Source organism: Phenylobacterium sp. SCN 70-31 (assembly GCF_001724605.1).
Lineage (GTDB): Bacteria > Pseudomonadota > Alphaproteobacteria > Caulobacterales > Caulobacteraceae > Phenylobacterium.
Window position 1 is genome coordinate 231,813 of the sequence record NZ_MEEX01000004.1, and the last position, 24,123, is coordinate 255,935.

General features: G+C 70.5%; 21 protein-coding genes. 9 read left to right on the plus strand and 12 right to left on the minus strand.

Annotated elements, in window-relative coordinates:
- Positions 1-9 precede the first annotated feature (9 nt).
- Both ABS78_RS03440 and ABS78_RS03445 read right to left on the minus strand, forming a co-directional pair.
- Positions 10-852 (minus strand): TPM domain-containing protein, encoded by an 843-nt coding sequence (locus ABS78_RS03440; protein ID WP_293374898.1) that lies wholly within the window; start codon positions 850-852, stop codon positions 10-12.
- Positions 853-958: 106 nt separating this feature from the next.
- The gene (locus ABS78_RS03445; protein WP_293374900.1) at positions 959-1,585 is read right to left on the minus strand and encodes a LemA family protein; all 627 of its coding nucleotides are present in this window, start codon (positions 1,583-1,585) and stop codon (positions 959-961) included.
- A gap of 97 nt (positions 1,586-1,682) precedes the next feature.
- Between ABS78_RS03445 and ABS78_RS03450 the strand changes: the two genes are divergently transcribed.
- Entirely contained in the window at positions 1,683-2,450 is a 768-nt protein-coding gene (locus ABS78_RS03450) for a class I SAM-dependent methyltransferase (RefSeq protein WP_293374902.1), read from the plus strand.
- 42 nt (positions 2,451-2,492) lie between these two features.
- On the opposite strand, the gene ABS78_RS03455 is transcribed toward ABS78_RS03450, so the two are convergent.
- Together ABS78_RS03455 and ABS78_RS03460 are read right to left on the minus strand one after the other, a co-directional pair.
- Positions 2,493-3,284, minus strand: a complete 792-nt coding sequence (locus tag ABS78_RS03455; protein ID WP_293374904.1) for a DUF1365 family protein — start codon at positions 3,282-3,284, stop codon at positions 2,493-2,495.
- Between the two features lies 1 nt (position 3,285).
- Positions 3,286-4,623, minus strand: a complete 1,338-nt coding sequence (locus ABS78_RS03460) for an FAD-dependent oxidoreductase (RefSeq protein WP_293375466.1) — start codon at positions 4,621-4,623, stop codon at positions 3,286-3,288.
- Positions 4,624-4,765: 142 nt separating this feature from the next.
- Here ABS78_RS03460 and ABS78_RS03465 point away from each other — a divergent pair, with 142 nt between their 5' ends.
- Genes ABS78_RS03465 through ABS78_RS03475 form a run of 3 tightly spaced genes read left to right on the plus strand, consistent with a single transcriptional unit; the run spans position 4,766 to position 7,033 of the window.
- A complete protein-coding gene (locus tag ABS78_RS03465) occupies positions 4,766-5,560 on the plus strand; it encodes a DUF1295 domain-containing protein (protein WP_293374906.1) in 795 nt (264 codons plus the stop codon).
- 7 nt (positions 5,561-5,567) lie between these two features.
- The gene (locus tag ABS78_RS03470) at positions 5,568-6,593 is read left to right on the plus strand and encodes a cyclopropane-fatty-acyl-phospholipid synthase family protein (protein ID WP_293374908.1); all 1,026 of its coding nucleotides are present in this window, start codon (positions 5,568-5,570) and stop codon (positions 6,591-6,593) included.
- A gap of 32 nt (positions 6,594-6,625) precedes the next feature.
- Complete coding sequence (locus tag ABS78_RS03475; RefSeq protein ID WP_293374910.1) at positions 6,626-7,033, plus strand: DUF2177 family protein; 408 nt, start codon at positions 6,626-6,628, stop codon at positions 7,031-7,033.
- 55 nt (positions 7,034-7,088) lie between these two features.
- On the opposite strand, the gene ABS78_RS03480 is transcribed toward ABS78_RS03475, so the two are convergent.
- Complete coding sequence (locus ABS78_RS03480; RefSeq protein WP_293374913.1) at positions 7,089-10,067, minus strand: autotransporter outer membrane beta-barrel domain-containing protein; 2,979 nt, start codon at positions 10,065-10,067, stop codon at positions 7,089-7,091.
- 134 nt (positions 10,068-10,201) lie between these two features.
- Here ABS78_RS03480 and ABS78_RS03485 point away from each other — a divergent pair, with 134 nt between their 5' ends.
- Together ABS78_RS03485 and ABS78_RS03490 are read left to right on the plus strand one after the other, a co-directional pair.
- Positions 10,202-10,567 (plus strand): helix-turn-helix transcriptional regulator, encoded by a 366-nt coding sequence (locus ABS78_RS03485; protein ID WP_293374916.1) that lies wholly within the window; start codon positions 10,202-10,204, stop codon positions 10,565-10,567.
- Between the two features lie 25 nt (positions 10,568-10,592).
- Positions 10,593-11,966, plus strand: coding sequence for a calcium-binding protein (locus tag ABS78_RS03490; RefSeq protein WP_293374919.1), 1,374 nt, complete (start codon positions 10,593-10,595; stop codon positions 11,964-11,966).
- 159 nt (positions 11,967-12,125) lie between these two features.
- Here ABS78_RS03490 and ABS78_RS03495 read toward each other — a convergent pair whose 3' ends face one another.
- The 6 genes from ABS78_RS03495 to ABS78_RS03520 form a co-directional block, all read right to left on the minus strand.
- A complete protein-coding gene (locus ABS78_RS03495) occupies positions 12,126-13,538 on the minus strand; it encodes an NAD(P)(+) transhydrogenase (Re/Si-specific) subunit beta (RefSeq protein WP_293374922.1) in 1,413 nt (470 codons plus the stop codon).
- Positions 13,539-13,794: 256 nt separating this feature from the next.
- Entirely contained in the window at positions 13,795-14,118 is a 324-nt protein-coding gene (locus ABS78_RS03500; protein WP_293375468.1) for a proton-translocating transhydrogenase family protein, read from the minus strand.
- A 12-nt stretch (positions 14,119-14,130) separates the two neighbouring features.
- A complete protein-coding gene (locus tag ABS78_RS03505; RefSeq protein WP_293374925.1) occupies positions 14,131-15,264 on the minus strand; it encodes a Re/Si-specific NAD(P)(+) transhydrogenase subunit alpha in 1,134 nt (377 codons plus the stop codon).
- A gap of 199 nt (positions 15,265-15,463) precedes the next feature.
- Entirely contained in the window at positions 15,464-15,706 is a 243-nt protein-coding gene (locus ABS78_RS03510; protein WP_293374928.1) for an aa3-type cytochrome c oxidase subunit IV, read from the minus strand.
- Positions 15,707-15,784: 78 nt separating this feature from the next.
- Complete coding sequence (locus tag ABS78_RS03515; protein ID WP_293374931.1) at positions 15,785-16,843, minus strand: alpha/beta hydrolase; 1,059 nt, start codon at positions 16,841-16,843, stop codon at positions 15,785-15,787.
- Between the two features lie 88 nt (positions 16,844-16,931).
- Complete coding sequence (locus tag ABS78_RS03520; RefSeq protein WP_293374934.1) at positions 16,932-18,062, minus strand: acyl-CoA dehydrogenase family protein; 1,131 nt, start codon at positions 18,060-18,062, stop codon at positions 16,932-16,934.
- 111 nt (positions 18,063-18,173) lie between these two features.
- Here ABS78_RS03520 and ABS78_RS03525 point away from each other — a divergent pair, with 111 nt between their 5' ends.
- Positions 18,174-18,875 (plus strand): helix-turn-helix domain-containing protein, encoded by a 702-nt coding sequence (locus tag ABS78_RS03525; protein ID WP_293374937.1) that lies wholly within the window; start codon positions 18,174-18,176, stop codon positions 18,873-18,875.
- A 12-nt stretch (positions 18,876-18,887) separates the two neighbouring features.
- On the opposite strand, the gene ABS78_RS03530 is transcribed toward ABS78_RS03525, so the two are convergent.
- Positions 18,888-20,954, minus strand: a complete 2,067-nt coding sequence (locus ABS78_RS03530; protein WP_293374940.1) for an acylase — start codon at positions 20,952-20,954, stop codon at positions 18,888-18,890.
- A gap of 98 nt (positions 20,955-21,052) precedes the next feature.
- On the opposite strand from ABS78_RS03530, the gene ABS78_RS03535 reads away from it, so the two are divergent.
- Both ABS78_RS03535 and ABS78_RS03540 read left to right on the plus strand, forming a co-directional pair.
- Positions 21,053-22,144 carry a dienelactone hydrolase family protein gene (locus ABS78_RS03535; protein WP_293374943.1) on the plus strand — a complete coding sequence of 364 codons (1,092 nt, stop codon included), beginning with the start codon at positions 21,053-21,055 and terminating at the stop codon, positions 22,142-22,144.
- Between the two features lie 223 nt (positions 22,145-22,367).
- Complete coding sequence (locus ABS78_RS03540; protein ID WP_293374946.1) at positions 22,368-23,966, plus strand: EAL domain-containing protein; 1,599 nt, start codon at positions 22,368-22,370, stop codon at positions 23,964-23,966.
- Positions 23,967-24,123 lie beyond the last annotated feature (157 nt).

The window sequence follows — 24,123 nt, forward strand, 5'->3', positions numbered from 1 at the left end:
AGCATTCCTCTACCAGCTTCCCGAGGCGCCGCCGCCGCCGCCGGAGCCGCCGCCGCCCGAGAATCCGCCGCCGCCGCTCCAGCCGCCGCCTCCTCCGCCGCTCCAGCCGCTTCCCCGGCCGCCGCGATGGCTGGAGTTGGACAGGATCAGCGGCAGCAGCCACCAGAGGCCATGGCCGCCGAACCGCTTGCGCCCGCCGAACGCGCGCATCACGCCGCTGAGCAGCCAGAAGACGACAAAGATGACGAACAGCGCCACGACCAGGCCGCCGCCGCCCTCGTCCCCGGCGGCCTGCTGTTCCGCGGCGGCCTGGGCGACGGCCGCTTGCGCCTCGTCCGAAGGCAGGCCGATCTGGCGCACGATGGCGCCCGCGCCGTCGACGATCCCCTTCTCGAAATCGCCGGCCTTGAAGGCGGGCAGGATCTCGCGGCGGATGATGACGCTGGAAAGGGCGTCGGTGAGCACGGGCTCGAGGCCATAGCCCACTTCGATCCGCACCTTTCGCTCGGCGGGCGCCACCAGCAGGATGACGCCGTCGTCCTCCTTGGCCCGGCCGATCCCCCAGGCGCGCAGGAGCTGGTAGCCGTACTCCTCGATCTCGTAGCCCTGGAGGTCGGGCACGGTGGCGACCACGACCTGATGGCCCGTCTGGGCCTCCAGGGCGGCCAACTCGTCGCTCAGCTTCGTCTCGGTCGCCGGCGAGAGGAGCTTCGCCTCGTCCACGACCCGGCCGGTCAGCGGCGGGAAGTTGGGCGCCGCGAACGCCAGGACGGGAATCAGGAGCAGGAGCGCGACGAGCGCCGCGGAAAACGCGAACCTCCGCGGAAGGGCGAGCGCGCTCCGGACGTCCATCTCCATCACTCCGGCGCCGACGAGTCGCGAACCCCAGGCGCCGGCGCGGCGCCCCATATCGCCCGTTTCGCGTAACAGGCTCTTTTCCGCGATCCGGCGCATCGCCCTACTTCGGCGGGGGTGAGCCGGGCGCGCCGAAGTCGACCGTCGGCGCGGACTGTGCGGTGGCCGTAGCCTCGAAGAGCTGCATCGGCTTCGATCCGCCGTGGAACGTCTTCGCCCAGATGATCTGCGGGAAGGTCCTGAGCGTCGTGTTGTAGACGCGCACGGCCTCGTTGTAGTCGCGCCGGGCGATGGCGACGCGGTTCTCGGTGCCTTCGAGCTGGCTCTGCAGCGCCAGGAAGTTCTCGTTCGACTTCAGGTCCGGATAGGCCTCCTGCAACACCCGCAGAGGCGCCAGCGCCAGTGACAGGTTGTTCTGCGCCGTGGCGTACCGCTGGAAGGCCGCGGGGTCGGTGGTGATGCCGGCGTCGGAGCGCACCTGGGTCGCGCTGGCGCGGGCTTCGGTCACCGCGATCAGGACGTTGGCCTCCTGGGCGGCGTAGCCCTTCACCGTGGCCACCAGGTTGGGGATCAGGTCGGCGCGGCGCTGGTACTGGTTCTGCACCTCGGCCCACTGCGCCTTGGCCGCTTCTTCCTGGGTCGGGATGGTGTTGACGCCGCAGGCGGCGAGCGCCAGCGGCAGGGCGACGATCAGCGCCAGCCGCGCCAGGTGTCGGGTGAGGGTTTTCATCGGTGTCCCCATGTGCAGGCGAATGCAGCGCCTTTCGAGCCGTCGATTATGTGGCCTGCGCATTGATCGCGCGCAACGGGGACGGCAAAAGCGCATCATGGCCAAGGCCAAGCCCTACTACGCGCCAGGTAGCCTCAGCGCCGCCCACTACGACGCCGTGACCGCCGCCGACGCGCGGCTCGCGGGCGACGTTGATATCTATGCGGCCCTCGCGCCGGCCGGCGGGTCGATCCTGGAACTGGGCGCCGGTTCGGGTCGGCTCACCTGCGGTCTCGCGCTCCGGGGGTTCGACGTCACCGGGGTGGACATCGCGCCGGCCATGCTGGCCCAGGCCGAGATGCGGCGAGCCGCGCTGCCGGAGGACGCCGCCGCCCGCTGCCGGTTGGTGCGCGGCGACATGACGGCGTTGAAGCTGGGGCGGACCTTCGATCTGGTGATCTGCCCCTTTTTTACCCTGGCGCACATCCCGGCGGGCGCGGCGTGGCGGAACGCCTTCGCCTCGATGGCGTGGCACCTCGCCCCGAGCGGTCTGGCGGCGGTCCATCTGCCCCGGCGCGAGATCATGGCCATGCCGGGCCCGAGCCGGCCGGAACTTCCGGTCCTCGACGTGCCTGTGGAGACCGGCCGCCGCCTGCGACTCTATGTGCGCGAGCGCAGCTTCCGCGACGACCTGGGGAAGCTGGAGCAGGTGCTGGAGTACGAGGTCGTCGATGCGGCCGGACGCGTCGTGGCGCGCAGCCCCGAGCGGCTGACCTACTGGATGGCCGATCCCGCGCCCTTCGCCGAGGTCGCCGGCCTCACGGCCGACCGGTCTCCGGTCCCGCTGGGCGGCGTGGGCGACATCTGGGTGTTCCGGAGGGGATAGACGGCGGCCGGGTCGGCCTGCCGTCCGCGGGGGTCGAGCGGGTCAGGCGGCCAGCTTCGCCGGGGTCACCACCGTCACCGCCCGGGCCGGCGCCGGCGGTCGCTGGCGGATCTTCTCGCCCTTCAACCAGATGAACAGCGCCTCCCAGTGGATGGCGCCCAGCACGCCGACGGTCATCCAGGGGTGGGTCAGCCAGGCGCGGAGGAGATTGCGGTCGGTCAATGGCTGGCGCGCGGCCACGAAGCCGGTGCTCAGCACCCGGCCCTCGGCGTCGTCCACGTCCACCAGCACCTGCACGGGCTCGCCATCGACTCCGCTCGGCGGTCGGACGCGGAAGGCGTAGCTGAGGTCCATGTCCATGAACGGCGAGACGTAGAAGCCCTTGTCGCAGGCCTGCGTCACGATCGGCCCGGTGTGCTGCACAGGGATCAGGTAGCTGTGCCGCTCGCCGAAGGTGTTGTTCACCTCGTAGAGGATGGCCGAGAGTGCGCCGTCCGGCAGGTGGCAGAAGTAGACGGTCAGAGGATTGAACCCCGTCCCCAGGATGCGCGGCATGGCCAGCATCCGGACAGGTCCGCCGTGCGCGACGCCAGCCGCCGCGAGGCGGGCCTCCACCTGGTCCTTCAGCGGCGTGTCGGAGCCGTCGCCGTGGCGGCGGGGGTCGAAACCCACGAGGTTGAGCCGCCTCAGCGAGAACAGCTTCAGGCGCCGGTCCACCGCATCCAGTCGATCCAGGTCCAGCAGCAGCATGAAGATGCGGTATCGCAGCGTATGGCGCCGCGGCTTCAGCCGAGCGTGGGTCACGACCCCCGCGTAGAGGCCGCAGCCGTCCATGTCAGGCGGCCTGGTCCGCGAAGGCCGGCGCCCTCACGTGGATGCGGCCGTTCTCGTCCGGCACGGTCCACGGCCGGCGCACGCCGCCGAGCTGCTCGGCCACGGCGAGGCCCGATTGCAGCGAATCCTCGTGGAAGCCGTGGCCCAGGTAGGATCCGCAGAACCAGGTGCGGCGCACGCCCTGGATGTCCCAGATCTCACCCTGCGCAGCGATGGCGGCGGCGTCGAAGAGGGGATGCTCGTAGACTTCGGTGCGAATGAGCCGGGCCGCATCGATCTCCTTGCAGGGATTGAGCGTCACGAACAGGTCCGGGGCGTCCTTCAGGCCCTGCAGCCGGTTCATCCAGTAGCTGACGGCGCCTTCGTCCGGCGCGTTGCGGCGGCCGATGTGGTTCCAGCTCGACCAGGCCCGGCGGCGCTTGGGCATCAGCACCGGGTCGGTGTGGAGCGCCACCAGATTGCGGCTGTAGCGGAAGCAGGAGAGCAGGCGCGTCTCCTCGGGCGTCGGGTCGTCCAGCAGGCTCAGGGCGGTGTCGCCATGAGTAGCGAGGATCACGTGGTCGAAGCGCTCGCGCGCGCCGCTGGCCAGCCGCACCTCGGCGCCGCCTGCGTCGCGGCGGACGCCCGCCACGCGGACGCCCTTGCGCACGGCGCCGCGGAATTCCTGGCTCAGTCGCTCGACATAGGCCCGGCTCCCGCCCTCGACCGTGCGCCAGAGGCCGCGGCCCAGGATGCTCATCATGCCGTGGTTCAGGAAGAAGCGGATCAGCGAGGCGGCCGGATACTGGCCGATCTCCTTCAGCGGCGTCGACCAGATGGCCGCGGCCTGGGGCAGGAGGTGATCGTCGCGGAACGCCTGGCAGTAGCCCTTCTCCTCGAGATAGGCCTCGAGCGAGGTGAGCGGCGTCTCCAGGTTGGCGAGATCCTTCGGCGCGTGGCGGTAGAAGCGGGTGATGTCGCGCAGCATGCCCCAGAAGCGGGCCGAGAACAGGTTGCGTTTCTGGGCGAAGACGCCGCGGGCGCCGTAGCTCGAATATTCGAACGCCCCGTCGTCCAGCGACACCGAGAGACTCATGTCGGCGTTCAGGCTGGGGACGCCCAGATGCGCGAGGAGGGCGGTGAAGTTGGGGTAGTTCGCCTCGTTGTAGACGATGAAGCCGGTATCGACCGGAACCGGGCCCTTGAGGCCGGGCGCCTCGACGGTGTTGGCGTGGCCGCCCAGCCGCGGATCGGCCTCGAACAGGGTGACGTCGTGCCGGCCCGAGAGGAGCCAGGCGGCGGCCAGCCCGCCGACGCCTGCGCCCACTACGGCCACGCTCAGGCGCTCGCCACCACTCATGTCCACGGAATCAACCCTTGTCTGCACGTCGCGGGCGACGCGCCATCCCACGCCGGCCTGCTTAGCAAACGCTACGGCGTCATCACAGCGCCGGATGCGTCTTCCGCCCGATCGTGGTCGTATGGCGACGGGAGTGCAACGCATGCTTTTCGAGATCGTCCTTGGGGCGCTGGGCGCCATGCTCGCCGTCATGTTCGCCGCCTGGGCGTTTGGACTGGCCGTCCGAAACGGCGGCTGGACCGATGTGTTTTGGAGCTTCGGAACCGGCGGCGTGCTCGCGGTGGCGGCGCTCTGGCCCCTGGACGGCGTCGGGGCGTTCGCCCGCCAGGCGCTGGTCGCAGCCTTCATGCTGGCCTGGGGTCTGCGACTGGGCGGTTACCTGGCGCCGAGGGTGGCCGGCCACCCCGAGGATCCCCGCTACGCCGCATTCCGCGCCGGCGACCCGGGGACCTATCCCTTGCGGATGCTGTGGGTCAGCCTGCCCCAGGCGCCGGCCTCGGCGCTGCTGGCCCTGTCCGTGGTGGTCGCCGCGCGCCGACCCGAGGCGGCTCTGGACATCCGGGACGCGCTGGCGGGCGGGCTGTTCGTGATGGCGCTGGCCGGCGAGACCCTGGCCGACGCCCAGATGAAGCGCTTCCGCGCCGATCCGGCCAGCAAGGGGCGAGTCATCGAGACCGGCCTGTGGGCGTGGTCGCGACACCCCAACTACTTCTTCCAGTGGCTCGGCTGGTGCGCCTATCCGGTCATGGCGCTCGATCCCGCCCGTCCCGTCACCTTCCTGACCCTGGTCGCGCCGGCCGTCATGTACGGGCTGCTTCGCCATGTCTCGGGCGTCCCGCCGCTGGAGGACGCCATGTTGAGGTCGCGCGGGGACGCCTTCCGGGACTATCAGCGGCGCGTCTCCGTCTTCTTCCCTCTTCCGCCCAAGAAAGCCTGAGTTCCGCATGAGTCTGACCGCCGCCGTCATCGACACCTTCGAGGGCGCACCCCTGCCCGACGCCGTCCGCCGCACGGCCATCGAGCTGCTGGTCGCGAACGCCCGTCGCCAGCTTTCCGCCGCCGGCTCGGACGCCGACGCCGTCTTCGCGCGCGAAATGGCCGAGCGGCCGATCGCCGAGCACGCCGACGCGGCCAACGCCCAGCACTACGAGGTGCCGGCGGACTTCTTCCTGAGGTGTCTGGGACCGCAGCTCAAATACTCCTCGGCCCTCTACCGGCACGCCGGCGACACCCTGGCCCAGGCGGAGGAGCATGGCCTGGCCGAAACGGCCGCCCACGCCGACCTGCGCGATGGCCAGCATATCCTGGAGCTGGGTTGCGGCTGGGGATCGCTGAGTCTCTGGATGGCCAGGACCTATCCCGGCGCCCGCATCACCGCCGTCTCAAACTCGGCCAGCCAGAAAGCCTTCATCATGGACCGCGCCCGCGAGCGGGGGCTGTCGAATCTGGAGGTCATCACCTGCGACATGAACCACTTCGAGGCGCCGGGCGCCTTCGACCGCGTGGTCTCGGTGGAGATGTTCGAGCACATGGCCAACTGGCGCGCGCTGCTGTCCCGCGTGAAGACATGGCTGAAGCCGGACGGCCGGCTGTTCATCCATGTGTTCACCCACCGGACCACGCCCTATCGTTTCGACGTGGACGACGAGGCGGACTGGATCGCGAAGCACTTCTTCTCGGGCGGCGTGATGCCCAGCCACGGCCTGATCGCGCAGTTCCCCGACCTGTTCGTTCTCGAGGACGACTGGCGCTGGAACGGGACCCACTATCAGAAGACCGCCCTGCACTGGCTGGAGAACTACGACCGCAACATCGCGGCGATCCGGCCCGTGCTGGCCGACGTCTATGGAAGTCAGGCGACGCTCTGGCATCGGCGCTGGCGGCTGTTCTTCCTCGCCACGGCGGGCCTGTTCGGCCATCGTGGCGGGCAGGAATGGGGCGTCAGCCACTACCGGCTCCGGCCGGCTTAGGGCGCCGCAAGGGGGACCCGAGGAGACATGCGATGATCCGGCTGATCGCCACCTACCTGGCCATGGGCCTGGCCTTCGCGGCGGTGGACTATGTCTGGCTGACGCAGTTCGGGCCGAAGGTGTACTTCCCGACGCTGGAGCCGGTGGCCCTGCCCAGCGCGCGGCTGGGACCGGCGGCGGTCTTCTACTTCGCGTACATCGCCGGCGTGATGGCGCTCGCCCTCTGGCCCAACCGCGACAAGCCGCTGATCAAGACGACGATCACGGGCGGGATCCTGGGCGCGCTCTGCTACGCCACCTACGACCTCACCAACCAGGCCACACTGAAGGTCTGGTCGACCCACATCACGGTGATCGACATCGCCTGGGGGACGCTCATCACCGCCTTCGGGGCCACCGTCGGCGGCTGGGTGTGGCGGCGGATGGCGCCGGCCGCCTAGCCAGACCGGCCGGTCCGGCTCGGCCCGGCGACGTGGCCACCGGCCCGGACGGGCGTCAGAACTGGAAGCGGACGGTCGCGCGGACGTCGTAGGCCGTGTACTCGCTGTCCACGGTGGCGCCGCCGTTCACCGCATAGGCGAAGCGCGAGCCGCCGCCCCGGAAGCCGGCCCGGGCCACCACCCCGCCGTCGAAGGCGTCCTCCGGCGTGAGGGTGAAGTCGGGACCGCCCTCGAAGCGGGCCGTCGTCTTGCCCGGCCCGCCCGCGAGACGGGCGGGGTAGCCCACCTTGAGTTCGGGGGCGAAGTAGACCTCGTCGCCGAACCGCCAGCCCAGGGCCAGCAGGGCTTCGCCGGTCAGCATGTCGCTGGTCCGCTTGTCGACCGAAAGGTCGAAACCCGCGCCGCCGCCCGCCTCGGCATAGCCGTCCTCGGCCAGCCGCATGTAGCTGAGCGACAGCTCGGGCCGGGCGTAGAAGGCCCCCACGCCGACCTCGTAGGACACCGCCGCATAGGCTTCGGCCATCCAGGCGTTCCAGTCGGCCTTCGTCCGCAGTTCGACATCCGGCGCCACCAGGCGGCGGTCGCCGTCGAGGAAGACGTATCCCAGGCCTCCACGCACGGCCGCCTGAAGCGGACCGCTGTCCAGGCGCCAGTAGAGGCCGGCGCCCAGGACGCTCATGGTGATCTCCTCGCCGGCTGCGGCCCCGCGGTCCCTGACGTCGGCGCTGACGAAGCTGACGTTGGCGCCGATCGCGCCCGAACCGGTGTCGACATCGGCGCCGGCGGCGAACCCGAAGCCCTGGCTCTTGAAGCCGGCGGCGTCCCGGGCGTCGCGGCGGATGTGGAATACGACTTCCTGGGCCCAGAGCCCGGCGCCGCTCGTGTCCGAGCCGCCGGCGTGGGCCACGGCCGACGAGACCGCCGACGAGACCTGGGCGGCCGACATCATCACGCCGCCGGAATGGTCCGGCAGCATCTGCTCGTAAAGGGCGTCGAAGCCCGCCTGACTGGCCGCGCCCAAGAAGGCGGACTCGACGGCGGCGTTGCGGTCGAGGGCGTCGAAGACGGCCCCATACGCCTCTGCGCCCGACCTGTTGAGCCCGAGTTCCACCGCCGTCTTCGGCCGCAGGTCCACGAACAGCGCGCCCGCGGACGTATCGGCCCTCAGATTGGCCTGATAGAGCCAGGGCGCGCCGGCCAGCGAGAGCCCGGCTCCGTCGACCGTGAGGCTCCCGGCCTGCACCAGCTGGTACGAGCGCTCGCCGCGGGAAAGCCCGGTCAGGGTGACGTCAACCTGAGCGCCGGTCGCAAGGCTGGCGCCGCCGGTGACGTTGAACCGCGGCGTCGCGTTGTCGGGGTCGAGGGAGACCGCGAGCACCGCCTTCGCGCCCAGCGCCAGCGACGTGAGGGTCAGGGTGTCGGTGTTGGCCACCGCCAGGCGCCCTTCGCGCACGTCCACCGTGAGGCGTCCGTCGGCGTCCACGATACGGCCCGTCGCGGTTGCGCCGCCGTCGATGACGAGGGTGTCGGCGCCGGCGCCGAAGTTCATCTCGCCCCTCAGAGTCCCGGCCAGAAGCTCCAGCCGGTCGTCGCCCGCGCCGAACAGCACCTCGCCCACGATCGCCGGGGCGTCGGTGGTGTTGATCTTCTGCTGGCGCAGCGTGACTCCGGTGGTGTTGACCGTGAGATCCGCCGCGATCGCGCGGCCCGTCTGGGTCACCCCGCTCGCCGGCGTCACCACGGCGCTGAGGGTTCCCGAGGTCTCGATCAGGCGCAGCGAGCCCGAGAGATCGACGAGGGCCCGGGCGTCGTGCAGGCCGCCGGACTGCGCCGCCGTGATGGCGCCGCCGTTGCGCAGGGTCGCGACATCGGCGCCTTGCGCGATCAGCACCGTGGTCGCCTGGGCCGAATAGGCCTGGGACGACATCGTGGCGCCGGCGACGTTGTGGACTCCGCCCTGGACCGTCACGCCCGAGCCGATGCGCAGGGCCGTGGCGCTGACGCCGTCGTTGACACCCGCGCCCGCCACGGCGCCCCGGTTCACGAAGCCGTAGGCCAGGTCGCCGGTTCCGACCGCGCCCAGGGTGATTGGCGCGGCGCCGCCGATGTCGATGGCCGGGGCCGCCCCGAACGACACCACCGACGCCGTACCTTCGGCGGCGTCGGCCACGCCGTCGTTGTCCTCGTCGGCGTTGTCGGCGTCGGTGTCCGTCGGCGGTCGGTCGAGGAGGACGCCGCGCGCGACGCTGCCGGTGATGCGCAGCGCCGAGCCGCCCTGCTTGAGATCGTCGGCGTCCAGTTTGGCGCGCACGGCCTCGGTCGCCCGTTCGGTGCTGCGATAGCCGGTGGCGATCAGGGTGTTCTGGATGACCAGGGCGCCGTCCACCGGTCCGGTCTGTACGCCGACGCTGCCTTCGCCCTGGACGGAGATGGCGCCGGTGACCTTCACGTCGCCCGAGACCGAGTCCGCGCGGATACCCACGCCGCGGTCGCCGACGACGGTGATCGCGCCCGAACTGCTCAGGTCGCCGACCAGTCGCATCTCCACCGAGATGGCGCCGGAGTCGTTGCCTTCGATCGAGATGGCGCCGTTGTTGACGATGTCGCCGATGACCGACGGGCCGCCGGTCGCGCGGATGCCGAAGCGCCCGCCACCCTGGGCGAACGGCCCGTCCAGGTCGCCGTCGCCGTCCGTGTCCGTGGCGGTGTAGTCTTCCAGGAGACTGATCGTGCCGGCGTTGACGACCGCCATGGCCACGCCGGGCGCGATCAGGATGCCGGTGGCGTTGCTGACGTCGTCGAACTTGATCGCGCCCGCGTTGATCACGGCGTTGGAGCTGTCGACCGTGACCGCGGCGCCCGACGCCGTGGGTGCGATCGAGCCCGCCGCCTCGATGGTGATGTGGTCGGGCTGGCCGTCGGCGATGGTCGAGGTCCGGACCGGGGCGGTCGTCGCCGTCGAGATCTTGGTCTCGGCGTGGGCCGCGGCCTGAAGAAGCGGCAGGACGGCCGCGGAGAGGAGGAGGCGCTTCATGGCTTTCCTGGAAGGGGGGTGCGTGGTAGTCCGTGACGAGCGGCTACACGTCGCGTACGAGGTTGTTGCGTAATTACTGTATTATCGGGCCGAGCGCTGTCCTGCAAGGGTGTCGCGACGCCCCGGAGTTCCTGATGCCGAGACCCGCCGCCGATCCTGCCAAGGCCGCCCACACCAAGGCCCTGCGCCAGCAGGCCGGCCGCTGGCTGAAGACCGCCCGGGAGGCCGCGGGCCTTACCCAGGCGGAACTGGCCGAGCGGGTCGGCCTGCGGTATTATACCTTCGTCTCGCAGGTCGAGAGCGGGCTGGGCCGGCTTCCGATCGAGACCCAGGGCGCCTGGGCCGAGGCGCTGGGCCTGGAGCCCGGCGATTTCGCCAAGACCCTGCTTCGCTATTACGAACCCGAGTTGTACCGGCTGCTCTTCGGCGCCGACGCTGCGGGCCAGTCCATGAGCCAGTCCCCGGCGCTGCGGATTCAGCCGGGTCGGGCCGCGGTCTAACCGTCTGGAGAGGCTTTCTCAGCCGATGGGTCAGGTCGTTCCCTTCATCGCCCGCATGCGCGACAGCGGCGACTGGTCCGCGGCGGAACGCGCGCGTCTGGAGGCCCTCGCCGACCAGCTCGCGGCGGCGGGCGTGAACGTCGAGGTGGTGTTCGGCGCCACAGACGATGGCGATCCCTGGTGCGTGGTGACCGACGAGTCCGGCGATGTGCTGATCCACGTGGCCCGCATCGGCGGCCGGTTCGTGGTGCATTCGGCCGTCGACGACACGGTGGGCGAGAGCGCCGACCTGCACACGGCCCTGCGCGATCGCCTGCTGGCCACGGAAGACGCCGTGGCGCCGCAGTCGGCCACCATCCTTCCGTTCGGTCTCACGGCCCGCCAGGGCCAGACCTTCCTGGCGCTTCTGGCGGCGACGGCGTTCTTCTATGAGACCGCCGGCATCGGCGATACGGCCCAGGCGGCGCCGGCCATCGACCTTCCGCCCCAGGCGGATACGCCGCCGCCTGTCGAGGAGGACGCCGTCGGCCATACCCGCGAAGCCGTCGCCCAGGCCGCTGCGCCGCAATCCGCGCCCGAACGCGCGACGACGCTGGTCGCCTCGACGCAGACGGCGCCCGAACCCGCGGCTATCCTGACGCCGGATACACAGGTCGAGGCTCCAGCCGCGCCGCAGGCGGAGATGGCTCCTGCGGCCGCCGCAGAGCCTGACCTGACCCTCGCCTCACAGCGCGAACCGGGCGAGGTCTTCACCCTGCGGGGCGGAGACGGCGACGACAGCATCCAGGGCACGGCGGCGAACGAGCATATTCTCGGTGGTGCGGGGAACGACACCCTCAGCGGGGGCGGGGGGCAGGATACGCTGGACGGCGGCGCCGGCGACGACCGCCTGGAACTGGACGGCGGCACGGTGGCGATCGGCGGCGCCGGGGCCGACACGTTCGTGATCAAGGCCCCGGTGGTGATGGGACGTGGCGATCTCCTGCTGGGGACGATCGCCGACTTCGCCGCGGACGAAGGGGACCGGATCTTCTCGTTCACCGGTCACGCCATCAGGCCGCCGCCCTACGATCCGGCGTCGAAGCCGCTGCGTCCGACACCGGACGGGGACCGCAGCGGATCGGAGGGCCTGACGGGCCAGATGAACCCGCCGTTCGATGGGGCGACGCCGCCGGGCGGCGGCGACGGGGTCGCCGTGACGCCTGCGGACTGGACACGGATGGAGCTGGATCTGGACGGCGACGGGGTGGCGGACGGCTACATCCTGATCCACGTGCGCGGCCCAGGGGCCAGCGCAGAGGGGCCCGGCGCAGAGGCGTCGGGCGTCGCAGGGCCGGGCGTCGGGCCCCCGATCGGTGTGGTCGGTCAGGGCTTCGTCCCGCCCGATCCGTTCGCCTGAACCCGACCTCGGCGGATCGGCGCGGATCTTAGGCGCAGGGCGCTCTTCGTTCGGGCGCCGGAAAATGCGGAAGGGCGGAAACCGGCGGCTTCGCCTTCCGCGCCTGCCGGTCTCCTTCCGCGGTCCCGAACCTTCAGAACCGCGGAAGCGCAGGGGTCGTCAGTGCAGCCCCTTCACGATGCCTTCGACCATCTTCTTGGCGTCGGCGAACAGCATCATGGTGTTGTCGCGGAAGAACAGCTCGTTCTCCACGCCCGCGTAGCCCGCCGCCATGCCGCGCTTCACGAACAGCACGGTGCGGGCGTTCTCCACATCCAGGATCGGCATGCCGTAGATGGCCGATTTGGGGTCGGTCTTGGCGGCCGGATTGGTGACGTCGTTCGCGCCGATGACGAAGGCCACGTCGGCGGTGGCGAACTCGGAGTTGATGTCCTCCAGCTCGAAGACCTCGTCGTAGGGCACGTTGGCCTCGGCGAGCAGGACGTTCATGTGTCCGGGCATCCGGCCGGCGACCGGGTGGATGGCGTACTTCACCTCGACGCCTTCCTCCTTCAGCTTGTCGGCCATTTCGCGCAGCGCATGCTGGGCCTGGGCCACCGCCATGCCGTAGCCGGGGACGATGATGACCTTGGAGGCGTTCTTCATGATGAAGGCCGCGTCCTCGGCCGAGCCCTGCTTCACGGGGCGCGTCTCGACCCGGCCGCCCTCGGCCGCCGCGCCGTCGTCGGCGCCGAAGCCCCCCAGGATCACCGAGATGAAGCTGCGGTTCATCCCCTTGCACATGATGTAGCTGAGGATCGCGCCGGAACTGCCCACCAGGGCGCCGGTGATGATCAGCGTCACGTTCTCCAGGGTGAAGCCCAGGGCCGCGGCCGCCCAGCCCGAATAGCTGTTCAGCATCGAGACCACGACCGGCATGTCGGCGCCGCCGATCGGGACGATCAGGGTCACGCCGATCAGCAGGCTGAGCGCGAAGATCGCCCAGAACGCCCAGATGGCCTGGCCGCCGCTCATCACCAGCACCACCACCAGAGCCACGATGGCCAGGGCGATCAGGATGTTCAGCAGATGGCGGGCCGGCAGCAGGATCGGCGCGCCGCTCATGTTGCCGTTCAGCTTGGCGAAGGCGATCACCGAGCCCGAGAAGGTGATGGCGCCGATGGCCAGGCCGAGGCTCAGCTCGACCAGCGAGACCAGATGGATGGCGCCCGGCTGGCCGATGCCATAGGCGTCGGGCGTGTAGATCGCCGCCACCGCCACGAGGCAGGCGGCCATGCCCACCAGGCTGTGGAAGGCGGCCACGAGCTGCGGCATCGAGGTCATGGCCACGCGACGGGCGATCACCGCGCCGATCCCGCCGCCGACCACGACGCCGCCCAGGATCAGGCCGACCGTCAGGGCGTCCAGCCTGGGACCCAGCAGCCATAACGTGGTGCCGACGGCGATCGCCATGCCGATCATGCCGTTGCGGTTGCCGGCCTGGCTGGTGGTCGGCGAACTCAGGCCGCGCAGGGCCAGGATGAACAGCACCCCGGAGACGAGGTACAGGATGGCTGCGATATTGGCGTTCATCAGGCGCGGCCCCCTCTGGCCCGTGCATAGGCAATGGCGCATCGGCCAATAAAATAAGCTGCGGCCACAGCGAGGCCGCCGATCAGGTATGGGGAAGGCTCGTCAGCGACGCTTGCGCCGACGATGAGTGCAATTCCGACGGTCGAGAGCAACAGGGGGAGCTTCCGCTTCAGGTCGCCCTGGTTCCAGATCAGAGCGACAGCGACAAGCGCCGCTCCTATGGTCATCAGAAGGTCTGGAAGAAGCGGAAGGCCGCTCACTTGCCCTTGTCCTTCTTCTTGTACATGGCCAGCATCCGCTGGGTGACGAGGAAGCCGCCGAAGATGTTGACCGCCGCGAGCGCGGCGGCGACTGCGCCGGCGCCCTTCGAGACCAGGACGTTCTGCGTCAGGTCGCCGCCAGAGCCGCTGGCCGCGGCGGCCAGCAGCGCGCCCACGATGATCACCGAGGAGATGGCGTTGGTGACGGCCATCAGCGGCGTGTGCAGCGCCGGCGTCACGCTCCACACCACGTAGTAGCCCACGAAGATCGCCAGCACGAAGATCGCCAGGCGGAAGACGGTCGGATCGACGTCCATGATTGTGTCTCCGGACTAGGCCTTGAGCGAGGGATGGACCACGGCGCCGCCGTGGGTGACGAGGCTGGCCTTCAGGATCTCGTCCTCGAGATCGGGCGCGAAGGCGCCTTCCTTGGTCCTGAACAGGTCGGCGAAGGCCACGAGGTTGCGGGCGTAGAGGGCCGAGGAGTCGGCGGCGATCCGGCCCGGCAGATTGGCGTGACCCATGATCTTCGCCCCGTTCGCGGTGACGACGGTCTCGCCCAGCTTGGCGCCCTCGACGTTGCCGCCCTGCTCGACGGCCAGGTCCACCAGCACCGAGCCCGGCTTCATCGACGCCACCTGGGCGGCGGTCACCAGCCGAGGCGCCGGCCGGCCGGGGATGAGCGCGGTGGTGATCACCACGTCCTGCTTGGCGATGTGGCCCGTGATGAGCTCGGCCTGCTTGGCCTGATACTCGGCGCTCATCTCCTTGGCGTAGCCGCCGGCCGTCTGGGCGTTCTGGAACTCTTCGTCCTCGACGGCGATGAACTTGGCGCCCAGGCTCTCCACCTGTTCCTTGGTCGCGGGCCGTACGTCGGTGGCGGTCACCACGGCGCCCAGGCGGCGGGCGGTGGCGATGGCCTGGAGGCCCGCGACGCCCACGCCCATGATGAAGACCTTGGCCGGCGCGATGGTGCCCGCGGGCGTCATCATCATAGGCAGCGCCCGACCATAGGCCTCGGACGCCTCGATCACGGCGCGGTAGCCGGCGAGGTTGGCCTGCGACGACAGCGCGTCCATGACCTGGGCGCGGGTGATCCGCGGCACGAACTCCATGGCGAAGGCGCTCGCGCCCTGCTTGGCCAGCGCCTCGAGCGTCGCCTTGTCGTTGTGCGGGTTCAGCAGCGCCACGACGTAGGCGCCAGACTTCAGCGCCTTGATCTCGTCGGCCTCGGGGCCACGGACCTTGAACAGCACGTCGGCCCGGCCGGCGGCGTCCGCGGCCGTCTTGGCGAGCGTGGCGCCGGCGGCCTCATAGTCGGAATCCGGGATCGAGGCGCCGGCTCCCGCGCCGGCCTCGACCACTATCGAGAACCCTGCGCCGATGAGTTTCTTCACCGTCTCGGGGGTGACGGCCACCCGCGTCTCGCCGGCCCTGCGCTCCTTGGTGACGGCGATGACGGCCATGTGCGCAAGTTCCCCCTCGCAAGCGCGCCCTCGGCGCGGCAGCGGCGGACCATAGGGGGCGTTGTCGCGGCTTGTCCAGCCGGCGTCCCGCAGATTTCAAACAATCGTTTGAAGGCTTTCTGGCGCCCGGGTGACCGGCTCCGGACATGACAAGGCCTCCGCCTTCGCGGAGGCCGGTCGGGATCGGGCGTTCGGCGCGTCAGTGCGCGGCGGCGTCCGGCTTGCTGCGGAGGAGGAACGTGCCCGCCGCGATCAGCACGGCGGCTGAGACCAGCGAGCCGATGAAGCCCGTCTGCGTGCAGAACAGCAGCGTGAAGAAGAAGACGCCGGCGGCGGTGTAGAGCGACCCCCACTTGGTCAGGGCCATCACCAGATTGTAGGTGGAGGTCTGCTCGGCGATGTCCATCGCGCCGCGGTGGTAGTCGGAACCGTCTCCGGCCATCGGGATGTCACTCTCGAAGCTGCTTAGTGTGCAGGGGCGATACACGAACCGTCCCTGCGGTTCAATGTGGCGAAGCGTTCAATGCGGCCAGGTGGCCAGAAGGGTCCGGAGCGCCGCCACGAGGGCCAGGGGCTGGTCGATCATCACGTGGTGGTGCGAATCCGGAATCTCGATCTCGCGGACGATCCGGGAGAGGAAGCCCGGCTCGCCGGAACCCCGCCGTTCGATGATCAGGCTCCTGTCGCCATACAGGTGGATCATCGGGACCTTGAGGTCAGGCGGCGCGCCGTCGTGCGTCATTCCGTCCGAGCGGTCCAGCTTCTCCCACATGTTGGGGTCGAACTTCCAGCACCACCCCTCGCCGCCCTCGGGCAGCGGCGCGCGCTTCAGCGAGCGGCGGGCGATGAAATCCAGCACATAGTAGTTCTCGGCCGGCTGCGGCGGCATCAGCCGGAAGCGGGCGAGGGCGGCGGCCAGGCTCGGATAGACCCGGCTGGGACGGTCGGGGCTGGGGTTGTTGGCCAGCAGCTCGGCGCGCTTCTTCCGCTCCTCCAGCACTTCAGGCGGTGGTCCGCCGAAGCCGGTGTCCACGAGGATGGCGGCGTGCATGTGCTCGGGATGGCGCGCCGCGGCGTAGAAGACCTGCCCGCCGCCGAAGGAGTGGCCGATGTAGATGGGCTTGCGCCCGCCGTCGTAGAGGCCGGTCGCCCGGCTGACCGCCTCGGCGTCGGCGGCGAAATCCTTGAAGCGGTAGGAGTCGCGCCAATCCGAATTGCCCATGCCGGCCAGCGACATGGACGTGACCCGGTATTCCTTGGCCAGGTACGGCGCGAGCGGGCTCCACCATTCGGCGTGCGCGCTGTTGCCGTGGACCAGCAGCAGGCCCGGCTTGCCCCGCTCGCCCCAGGACAGCGCTTCCAGCTTCGTCCCCAGCGATTCCACGAACGCACGCTCGGGTTCCTGGGCGACGGCCCATCGGAACCAGGCGGGGGTCGGCGGCTCCTCGCCGTTGAAGGGCGCCAGGGGCGCACGGACTTCCGGCGGCAGGCCGTCCGAATGGAAAGGCCGGTCGTCATAGGTTTCCCCGGGGCCGGCCTTCGCCGCCGCGCCGGTCTCCGGCGCAGGGATCTTCGTCACGTCGTCTGCCATCGTCCAGCGGTCTAACGGCCGTTCGGGAAATGGCAAGCCGTACCTCTTCTTCGGCGAAAACGCCGCGCCGCCACGGTCAGTCGATGTCCAGTCCCAGGGCGAGGCGACCGGCCAGCCGCGCCTGCGCCGGCTCCTGCAGCGGGTGGTGTCGCGCCGCCTGGACGTCGCGCCAGATGCGCTCCAGGCCGGCTGCGCGATAGAAACCGGCGCCGCCGGCCGCCGCCATCGCCCGATCCACCGTCGCGACCGCCGCCCGGGCGGTCAGCGTGCGGCCGATCATGATCCGGTTCGTCGCCTGCGGCCCGGGTTCGTCCGAAGCCGCGCACGCCAGCATGTCCGTCAGAGCAAGGCGCGCCGCCGTCAGATGGGTCTCGACCTCGCCAAGCGCCGCGACAGTGTCGTCGGACGCCTTGGCGCGCGGTCGGACCAGCTCCAACGCCCTGTCTCGCGCCGCCTCGGCCAGGCCCACATAGACACTGTAGATCAGCGGGAAAGCGATGAGGGTCACCATGTGCATCAGCGGGGCCCACTTGCCGGCCGGACGCCGGACGGTCACGGCGGCCTCGGGCACGAAGACGTCCGTGAGCTCCAGGTCCTGCGAGCCCGTGCCGCGCATCCCCAGCGTTCGCCAGGTGTCGAGGATCGCCACGCCTTCCGCCTTCATGGGGATGGCCAGGTGCAGCACCGTTGGCCCTTCGGGCGTGTCCAGCACCGCCATGGTCACGAGCAGGTCGCCCTGCTCGCAGCCGCTGGCGAAGATCTTGCGCCCACTGACACGAAAGCCGCCCGCGACAGGGACCGCCCGGCAGGAGCCGTCCAGCCAGTCCGAGCCGCCGGAGGACACCAGGGTGAGCTTCTCGGCCACGACGCGCTTCAGCAGGCCTTCGACCGCTTCGGGCGTCCGTCGCCACCGCCACGCCGGCAACGCCACGGCGTGGGTGTGCATGGCGAAGGCCAGCGCGGTCGATCCGCAGTGACGGGCCAACGTCCGCAACACCGCCGACAGCTCGGCGTGGCTGGCGCCCCCACCGCCCAGCTGGGTCGGCACGGCGGCGGAGTGGAATCCCTCGGCCTTCAGGAGTGAGAGGTTTTCGGCCACGAAGGTGTCGGCCGCATCGGCCGACGCGCCGCGGGCGGCGATCTGCGGTCCGATTTCTCCGGCGCGCCCCACCCAGTCCATCGCTTCGGCCTTCATGTTGATGGTCATCGGACATCCTCCGCAAATTCGAGGACGGCCTCATGGGCCACGATGCCACCTCGCCTCCAGTTCGAAGAATGAACTTGTCGAACAGCGGTCTGGCGCGCTCATCATGCCGCCATGAAGGGCTATGGACAGTTCTGCCCCGTCGCGAAGACGGCCGAAATCTTCGCCCAACGGTGGACGCCTCTGGTCGTCCGCGAACTCTGCTTCGGACCGCGCCGGTTCACCGAGATTCATATGGGCGTGCCGCTGATGTCGCGCGCTCTGCTGGTTCAGCGGCTGGCCGAGCTGGAGGCCGCGGGCGTCGTCGCCACCCAGCCGCTCGCCCAGGGCAAGCTCTACAGCCTCACGCCGGCTGGACGGCAGATGAGCGAGCTCATCGCCCTGATGTCGGACTGGGGCCAGCGCCACGGCCAGGGCCGGATCGCGCACGAGGACCTGGATCCCACCCTCCTGATGTGGGGCATGAAGCGCCAGATCGACCCGCGGGAACTGCCTCCCCGCGACGTGGTGCTGCGCTTCGAGTTTCGCGGGCTGCCTCGCGTCCATGCGGCGCGTCGCTACTGGTGGATGATCCTGCGCGCCGACGACGTGGAAGTTTGCCTCAAGGATCCCGGCCGCGAGGTCGATGTGGTGGTGAACGCCGATCTCGAGGCCTTTGTTCGGGTCTGGATGGGTCACCGGGGACTTGCGGACGCCCTGGCCGCCGGCGACATCGGCTTTTCGGGCGAACGGATGCGCGTCGTCGAACTGAAGCGGGCGCTGCGCATGGAGGACCGGGCCGCCCTCAAGACCCTGGCGTTCCGCCCGGCGGCCTGAAGTCGACCGGGTTCACTCCCCCGGCCGGTAGTCGCGTCGGATGTGGCCGGCGAGGTCCGCCTCGGTGAATTTCACCGGCTTGGTCTTCATGGCGGCGAAGACCGGCGTCTGGTCGGCGTAGTGGGGCGAGGTCTCGTCCAGGGTGGCCGTGCCGAACTGGTGGACGCTGCGCGACGAAAGCGTTCCGTCGCGGTCCCAGGTCACGAACATCACCAAGGTGTCGCCGGCCACCGCGCGCAGCCGCCCGTCCGGGTCGGGGCGCCCGTAGATGGCGCGGAAGATGTCGGGGCCGCCGTCCACCGCCACGTCGACCTTGCCGCGGCGGATGCGGTTCACCTCGCCCCACGTCGGGTCGATACGGCCGAACTTCGCCTTCAGCTCGGCCATCACCGCCTTGAGGACCTCCAGGGGCGGCTGGCCCGGCGACTGCTGGAGGCGCAGCACCGTCAGCACGCCCAGCGCCGCCGCGCGGCTATCGACGTTCGTGCGCCGGTCCCACCCTCGGAACAATGCCTGGGCGGCGGCCAGTTCGGCGTCGTCGCCCGCCGGAATCGCGAGCAGCAGCGCCAAGCCCTTCGCCAGGTCGGATTTCTCGCTGTAGGCCAGATCGTACTTGTAGGCGTCGAACTCGGCCTCGGTGATCGACGTATCCGCCCCATAGGTCTCCAGCGCCCGCCAGGCGCGGTTGGTCATGTTGGTCTGCAGGCCCAGGGTCGCTGGGAAGGCCTCGGGCTTCAGGTCGTCGGCCGGGTCGGTGGCGTGGAAGGGAGTGTTGTTGGCGTTGAAGGTCCAGCCCGATTGCGGATTCCAGACCTGCGGGATCTTCGAGAAGGGAAGCTGCGCGGTCCAGATCAGGTCTGAGCGGTCGCCGGGCACGGTTCCCGACCAGTCGATCCCCGCCTTGCGCACGGGATAGCGGGCGTTGTGGACATAGCCCACGTTGCCCTTCGCGTCGGCGTAGACGTAGTTGATCGAGGGCAGCACGCCCATCGCCATCGCCGCCTTCCATTCCGCCAGGTTCCGCGCCTTGTTCATGGCGAAGTACTGGGCGTTCTGGCGCACCTCGCCCAGGCCGGAGAAGCGGATGGCGAAGACGCCGCGGTCCGAGCGCACCACCGGCCCATGCGCCGAACGGCTCACCTCGCGGCGCACCGTCTCGAACGTCCCGTCGGGGCGCTTCACCCGGATCTCGACCCAGCGGCTTTCGAGGCGCCGCCATCGTCCGTCCAGCCGGTACTGGTCCCGGTCGGCGGGATTCACGGTCAGTTGGTAGACGTCGGTCAGGTCGGGGTTGTTGACCGTGGAGGCCCAGCCCAGGTGGGCGTTGTGGCCGTGCAGCATGAACGGTGAGCCGGGGAAGAATCCGCCGGCCACGTGCCAGCCCTCGTTGCTCTCCAGCACCGCTTCGTACCAGGCCAGCGGGCCGGTGAAGGGCTGGTGCGAATTGACCAGCAGGCGCGTGGCTCCGTCGGCCGAGCGCGAGGGCGCCACCGCGACCCCGTTCGAGCCGATCTCGATCGGTAGGTCCAGGGACGCCGTCTTCGCCGCGTCCGGCCTGGACTCGGTTCGGGGGCTGGGCCGCATGGTCTGACGGAAGACAGCGTCGGCGCCGTAGAATGTCGGCCCGCGATAGGTCGTGCCGGCGACGAGGTCCCGCCCCGTGACCGGCAGCAGGCCCGGCGCGACCTTGTCGGGATGGCGCGCGGCGTAGTCGTTGAGGCCCGCGGCGTAGGCCTCCATCACCCGCCGGAGCGACGCCGGAAGACCGGCGTAGCCCTTGTTGACCGCCCCCCATACGTCCTGGAGGTGGACGAGATAGTCGCTCTCCAGGCCTTCGGAGCCCTTGAGTTCGGCCAGGCGACCCCGCGCGGTGAAGACCGCCTCCTGCATCGTCGCGAAGTCGTCCTCGGAATGGGCCCAGGCCAGGCCATAGGCGACGTCGGCGTCGGTCTCGCCCTTGATATGCGGCACGCCCCATTCGTCGCGCCGGATGCGAACGTCCCAGTCCGCCGGGGCCGCGTGCGCCGCCACGCCGTCCAGCCCGATCCAGATCGCCAGTGCGACCGCCGCCCCTCGCATGGTCCGCCTCCCCCCTGTCGTCGCCGTCACTCTCGCGAACCCGGCGCTCGGAGGCAATCGGCCGTGGCCAGGGCGGCGGCGCGGATTATGGTGGCGCGATGGACGAGCGGTATCTCGACGACATGGTGGCGATCCTGCCGCCCCTGCTCCAGGCGCTGGACCGCCTGGGCTTCCTGGCCCGTCACTTCGATCCCGCGCACTACGGCGAACTCCTGGCCGCATTGGGCGAACCCGAGGCGCCGCTGGCCGCCGTCCGACCGAGGCTGGACGCCTGGCCCGAGGCCCTGGCCGACGTCCGCGCCGCCCTCGCGACGGCGACCGACGCGGCGCTGTCGGCCTACGCCGGCCTGCGCGCCGCGCCCGACAGCCAGGACGGGATGACCGCCGTCTTCCGGGCGCTGCGGGAACAGCCGCGCGCGCTGGAGGCGTTGTATCCGCTGGCGCGCGCCCTGCCGCCGGTCAGCCGCTTCTTCCTGGACCCCGCCCGGCGCGACGACGCCGGACTGTCGGCCGCGCTCATGGCGGCTCCGCCCAGGCCCGATACCGGGGTCCTGCATGGCGGCGGCGAGCCCGGCGCGCGGGGCGGCTGGTCGGCCTATGTCCCCGAGACCTGGTCGCCCGACCGCGCCTGGCCGGTGGTCTTCGCCCTGCACGGCGGGAGCGGAAACGGCCGGGACTTCCTCTGGAGCTGGCTGCGCGAGGCGCGGACCTGGGGCGCGATCCTGGTGGCGCCCACCGCCGTCGGCCGAACCTGGGCGTTGCAGGGCGACGACGCCGACACGCCGAACCTCGCAGCCATCCTGGATGTCGTGCGGACCCGATGGACCGTCGACCCTGCCCGGATACTTTTGTCGGGCATGAGCGATGGGGGAACCTTCAGCTATGTCAGCGGGCTGGAGCCCGCTTCGCCCTTCACCCATCTCGCGCCGGCCGCCGCGGCGTTCCACCCGATGATGGCCGCCTTCGCCGACCGGGAGCGGATCGAAGGGCTGCCCATCCACATCGTCCACGGCGCCCGAGACTGGATGTTCCCGTTGGAGATGGCGCGCGAGGCCGCCGACGTCCTGGCGCGCGCCGGCGCCGATGTGGCCTATCGCGAACTCGACGACCTCAGCCACGCGTTCCCGCGCGAGCTGAACGGCGAGATCCTGGCCTGGATGACGCGCACCGCAGCCGGACGCGAGGGGTAGACACCGGTTCGCGCGCCGCGGACGGGCCGGCGCGTTCGCGGCATCAACAGTCGGTCAACCTGGGCGAGGCAAGGTGATCGCTGGCGGACCGGCCGGCGGTTCCCCAAGACCAAGGAAGACGGCGTCCGTGAGCGCCCCGACTTCAACCTCCTCAGCACCCCCCACTTCGACAACGCCCGTGAGCGCTTCGGCCAAGGCTCGCCCCGCCCCCGCCGGACCCACGATGGGTCAGCTCGTGGGCTTCGTCTTCGCCAGCGCCGACATGGTCCTGGAGATCGGCCCCGGCGGGCGCGTCGGCTTTGCGACGGGCGCCGTGCAGCGTCTGCTGGGCCGCACCGCCGAGGCGCTGGCGGGCCACCTCTGGCAGGAACTACTGGCGGACGGCGATGTGGATCTGGTGGACGCCGCCCTGGCGGACCTTCGGCCGGGCGAGCGGCGCGGCCCGTTCACGGTCACCCTGGTCGGCGCCGGCGCCGGTGCCGGCGGCGGTCAGGCGGTGAACCTCTCGCTGTTCCAGATGCCCCAGCGGCCGGGCTGCACCGCGGCGGCGCTCAGCCTCTGCGCTCCGGCGGTGAACGGGCTTGCGGTCGACGAGACCGGGCTGGCCAATCGCGAAGATTTCGAATCCGCCGCCGCGGTCATGCTGCGCGAGGCCGAGCGCAGCGGCGCATCCCTCCGGGTCGACCTTCTGGAGTTCGGCGGTCTGGCCGAGGCGCTCGAGGCGATGACCGCGCCGGACGCCGAGGCGGCGCGGCGCAAGCTGGCCGGGACCCTGCGGGCCGCGTCGTACGGCGGCTTGCCGGCGGCGGCCCTGGGCGACGAGCGTTTCGCGGTTCTGCGCGACGCCCAGCGAGACGATGCGGCGCTGCTGGAACGGGTGCGCGCCTATGCCGGACCCCTGGTGCAGGTCTCGTCCGGCGAGCTGACGCTGGACGTCCATGCGCCCGGTGAGAGCTTGCGGGCGATCCGCTACGCCCTGGACCGCTGCATCGACGAAGGGCCGCAGGCGGCCGCCCGCAGTTTCGAGGCGGCGTTGCGCCAGACGGTCACGGAATCCGAACGGTTCAAGGAGATGCTGCGCGCCGGCCGCTTCGAGCTGGTCTACCAACCGGTCGTCGCCCTGACCTCGCGCGAGGTGCGCCACTACGAGGCCCTGACCCGGTTCGAGGGCGGCGGAGGCCCGGCGGCCACTATCCAGCTCGCCGAAGAGCTGGGCCTGGTGCTGGAGTTCGACATGACCGTGGTCCGCACGGTGGCGGCCGTGCTGGCCGAAGTCCGGGCCGATATCCGCGTGGCGGCCAACATCAGCGCCTATTCGCTCCAGTCTCCCGGCTTCGTTGAAGATCTGCTGGCCGTCACCGAGGCCACGCCCAGCGTGCGGCCGAGGCTCCACCTGGAGCTGACGGAAAGCCACAAGATCGCCGACCTCGCCCGCGCCAACACCCTGATCCAGAAGCTGCGGCGCGGGGGCCATCTGGTCTGTCTCGACGACTTCGGCGCTGGCGCGGCGTCCATGGACTACCTGCGCGAGATCGAGGTCGATGTGGTGAAGTTCGATGGCCGGTTCGTCCAGTCGCTGGCCGCTCGACCCCGCGACGCCGTCATCCTCAACCGGATGGCGTCGCTGTGCCGGGAACTGGGCATGACGACCGTGGCCGAAATGGTCGAGACCGAGGACGCCGCGCGACGGCTCTGCGACCTGGGCGTGGATTACGGCCAGGGCTGGCTGTTCGGTAAGCCTGTGGCGCGCCTGCCGGGCCTGGAGCGTCCGCTGGGTCCCGTCGCGGTGCGTCGCAAGGGCGCCGTCGAATCCTGGCGCTAACCGGCCGGCGCGGCTTCCGTCGGCCCGCGCGGGTTCGCCTCCTGGGCGCGCAGGTTTGCCGCAGGCCCGGATTTTGCCTAGAACGCCCGGCAGCCTGCCGTCCGGTCCCGCAGAGGGAACGGCGGCGGGGTTTTCGTGGGAGCGCGACGCCTTGGCC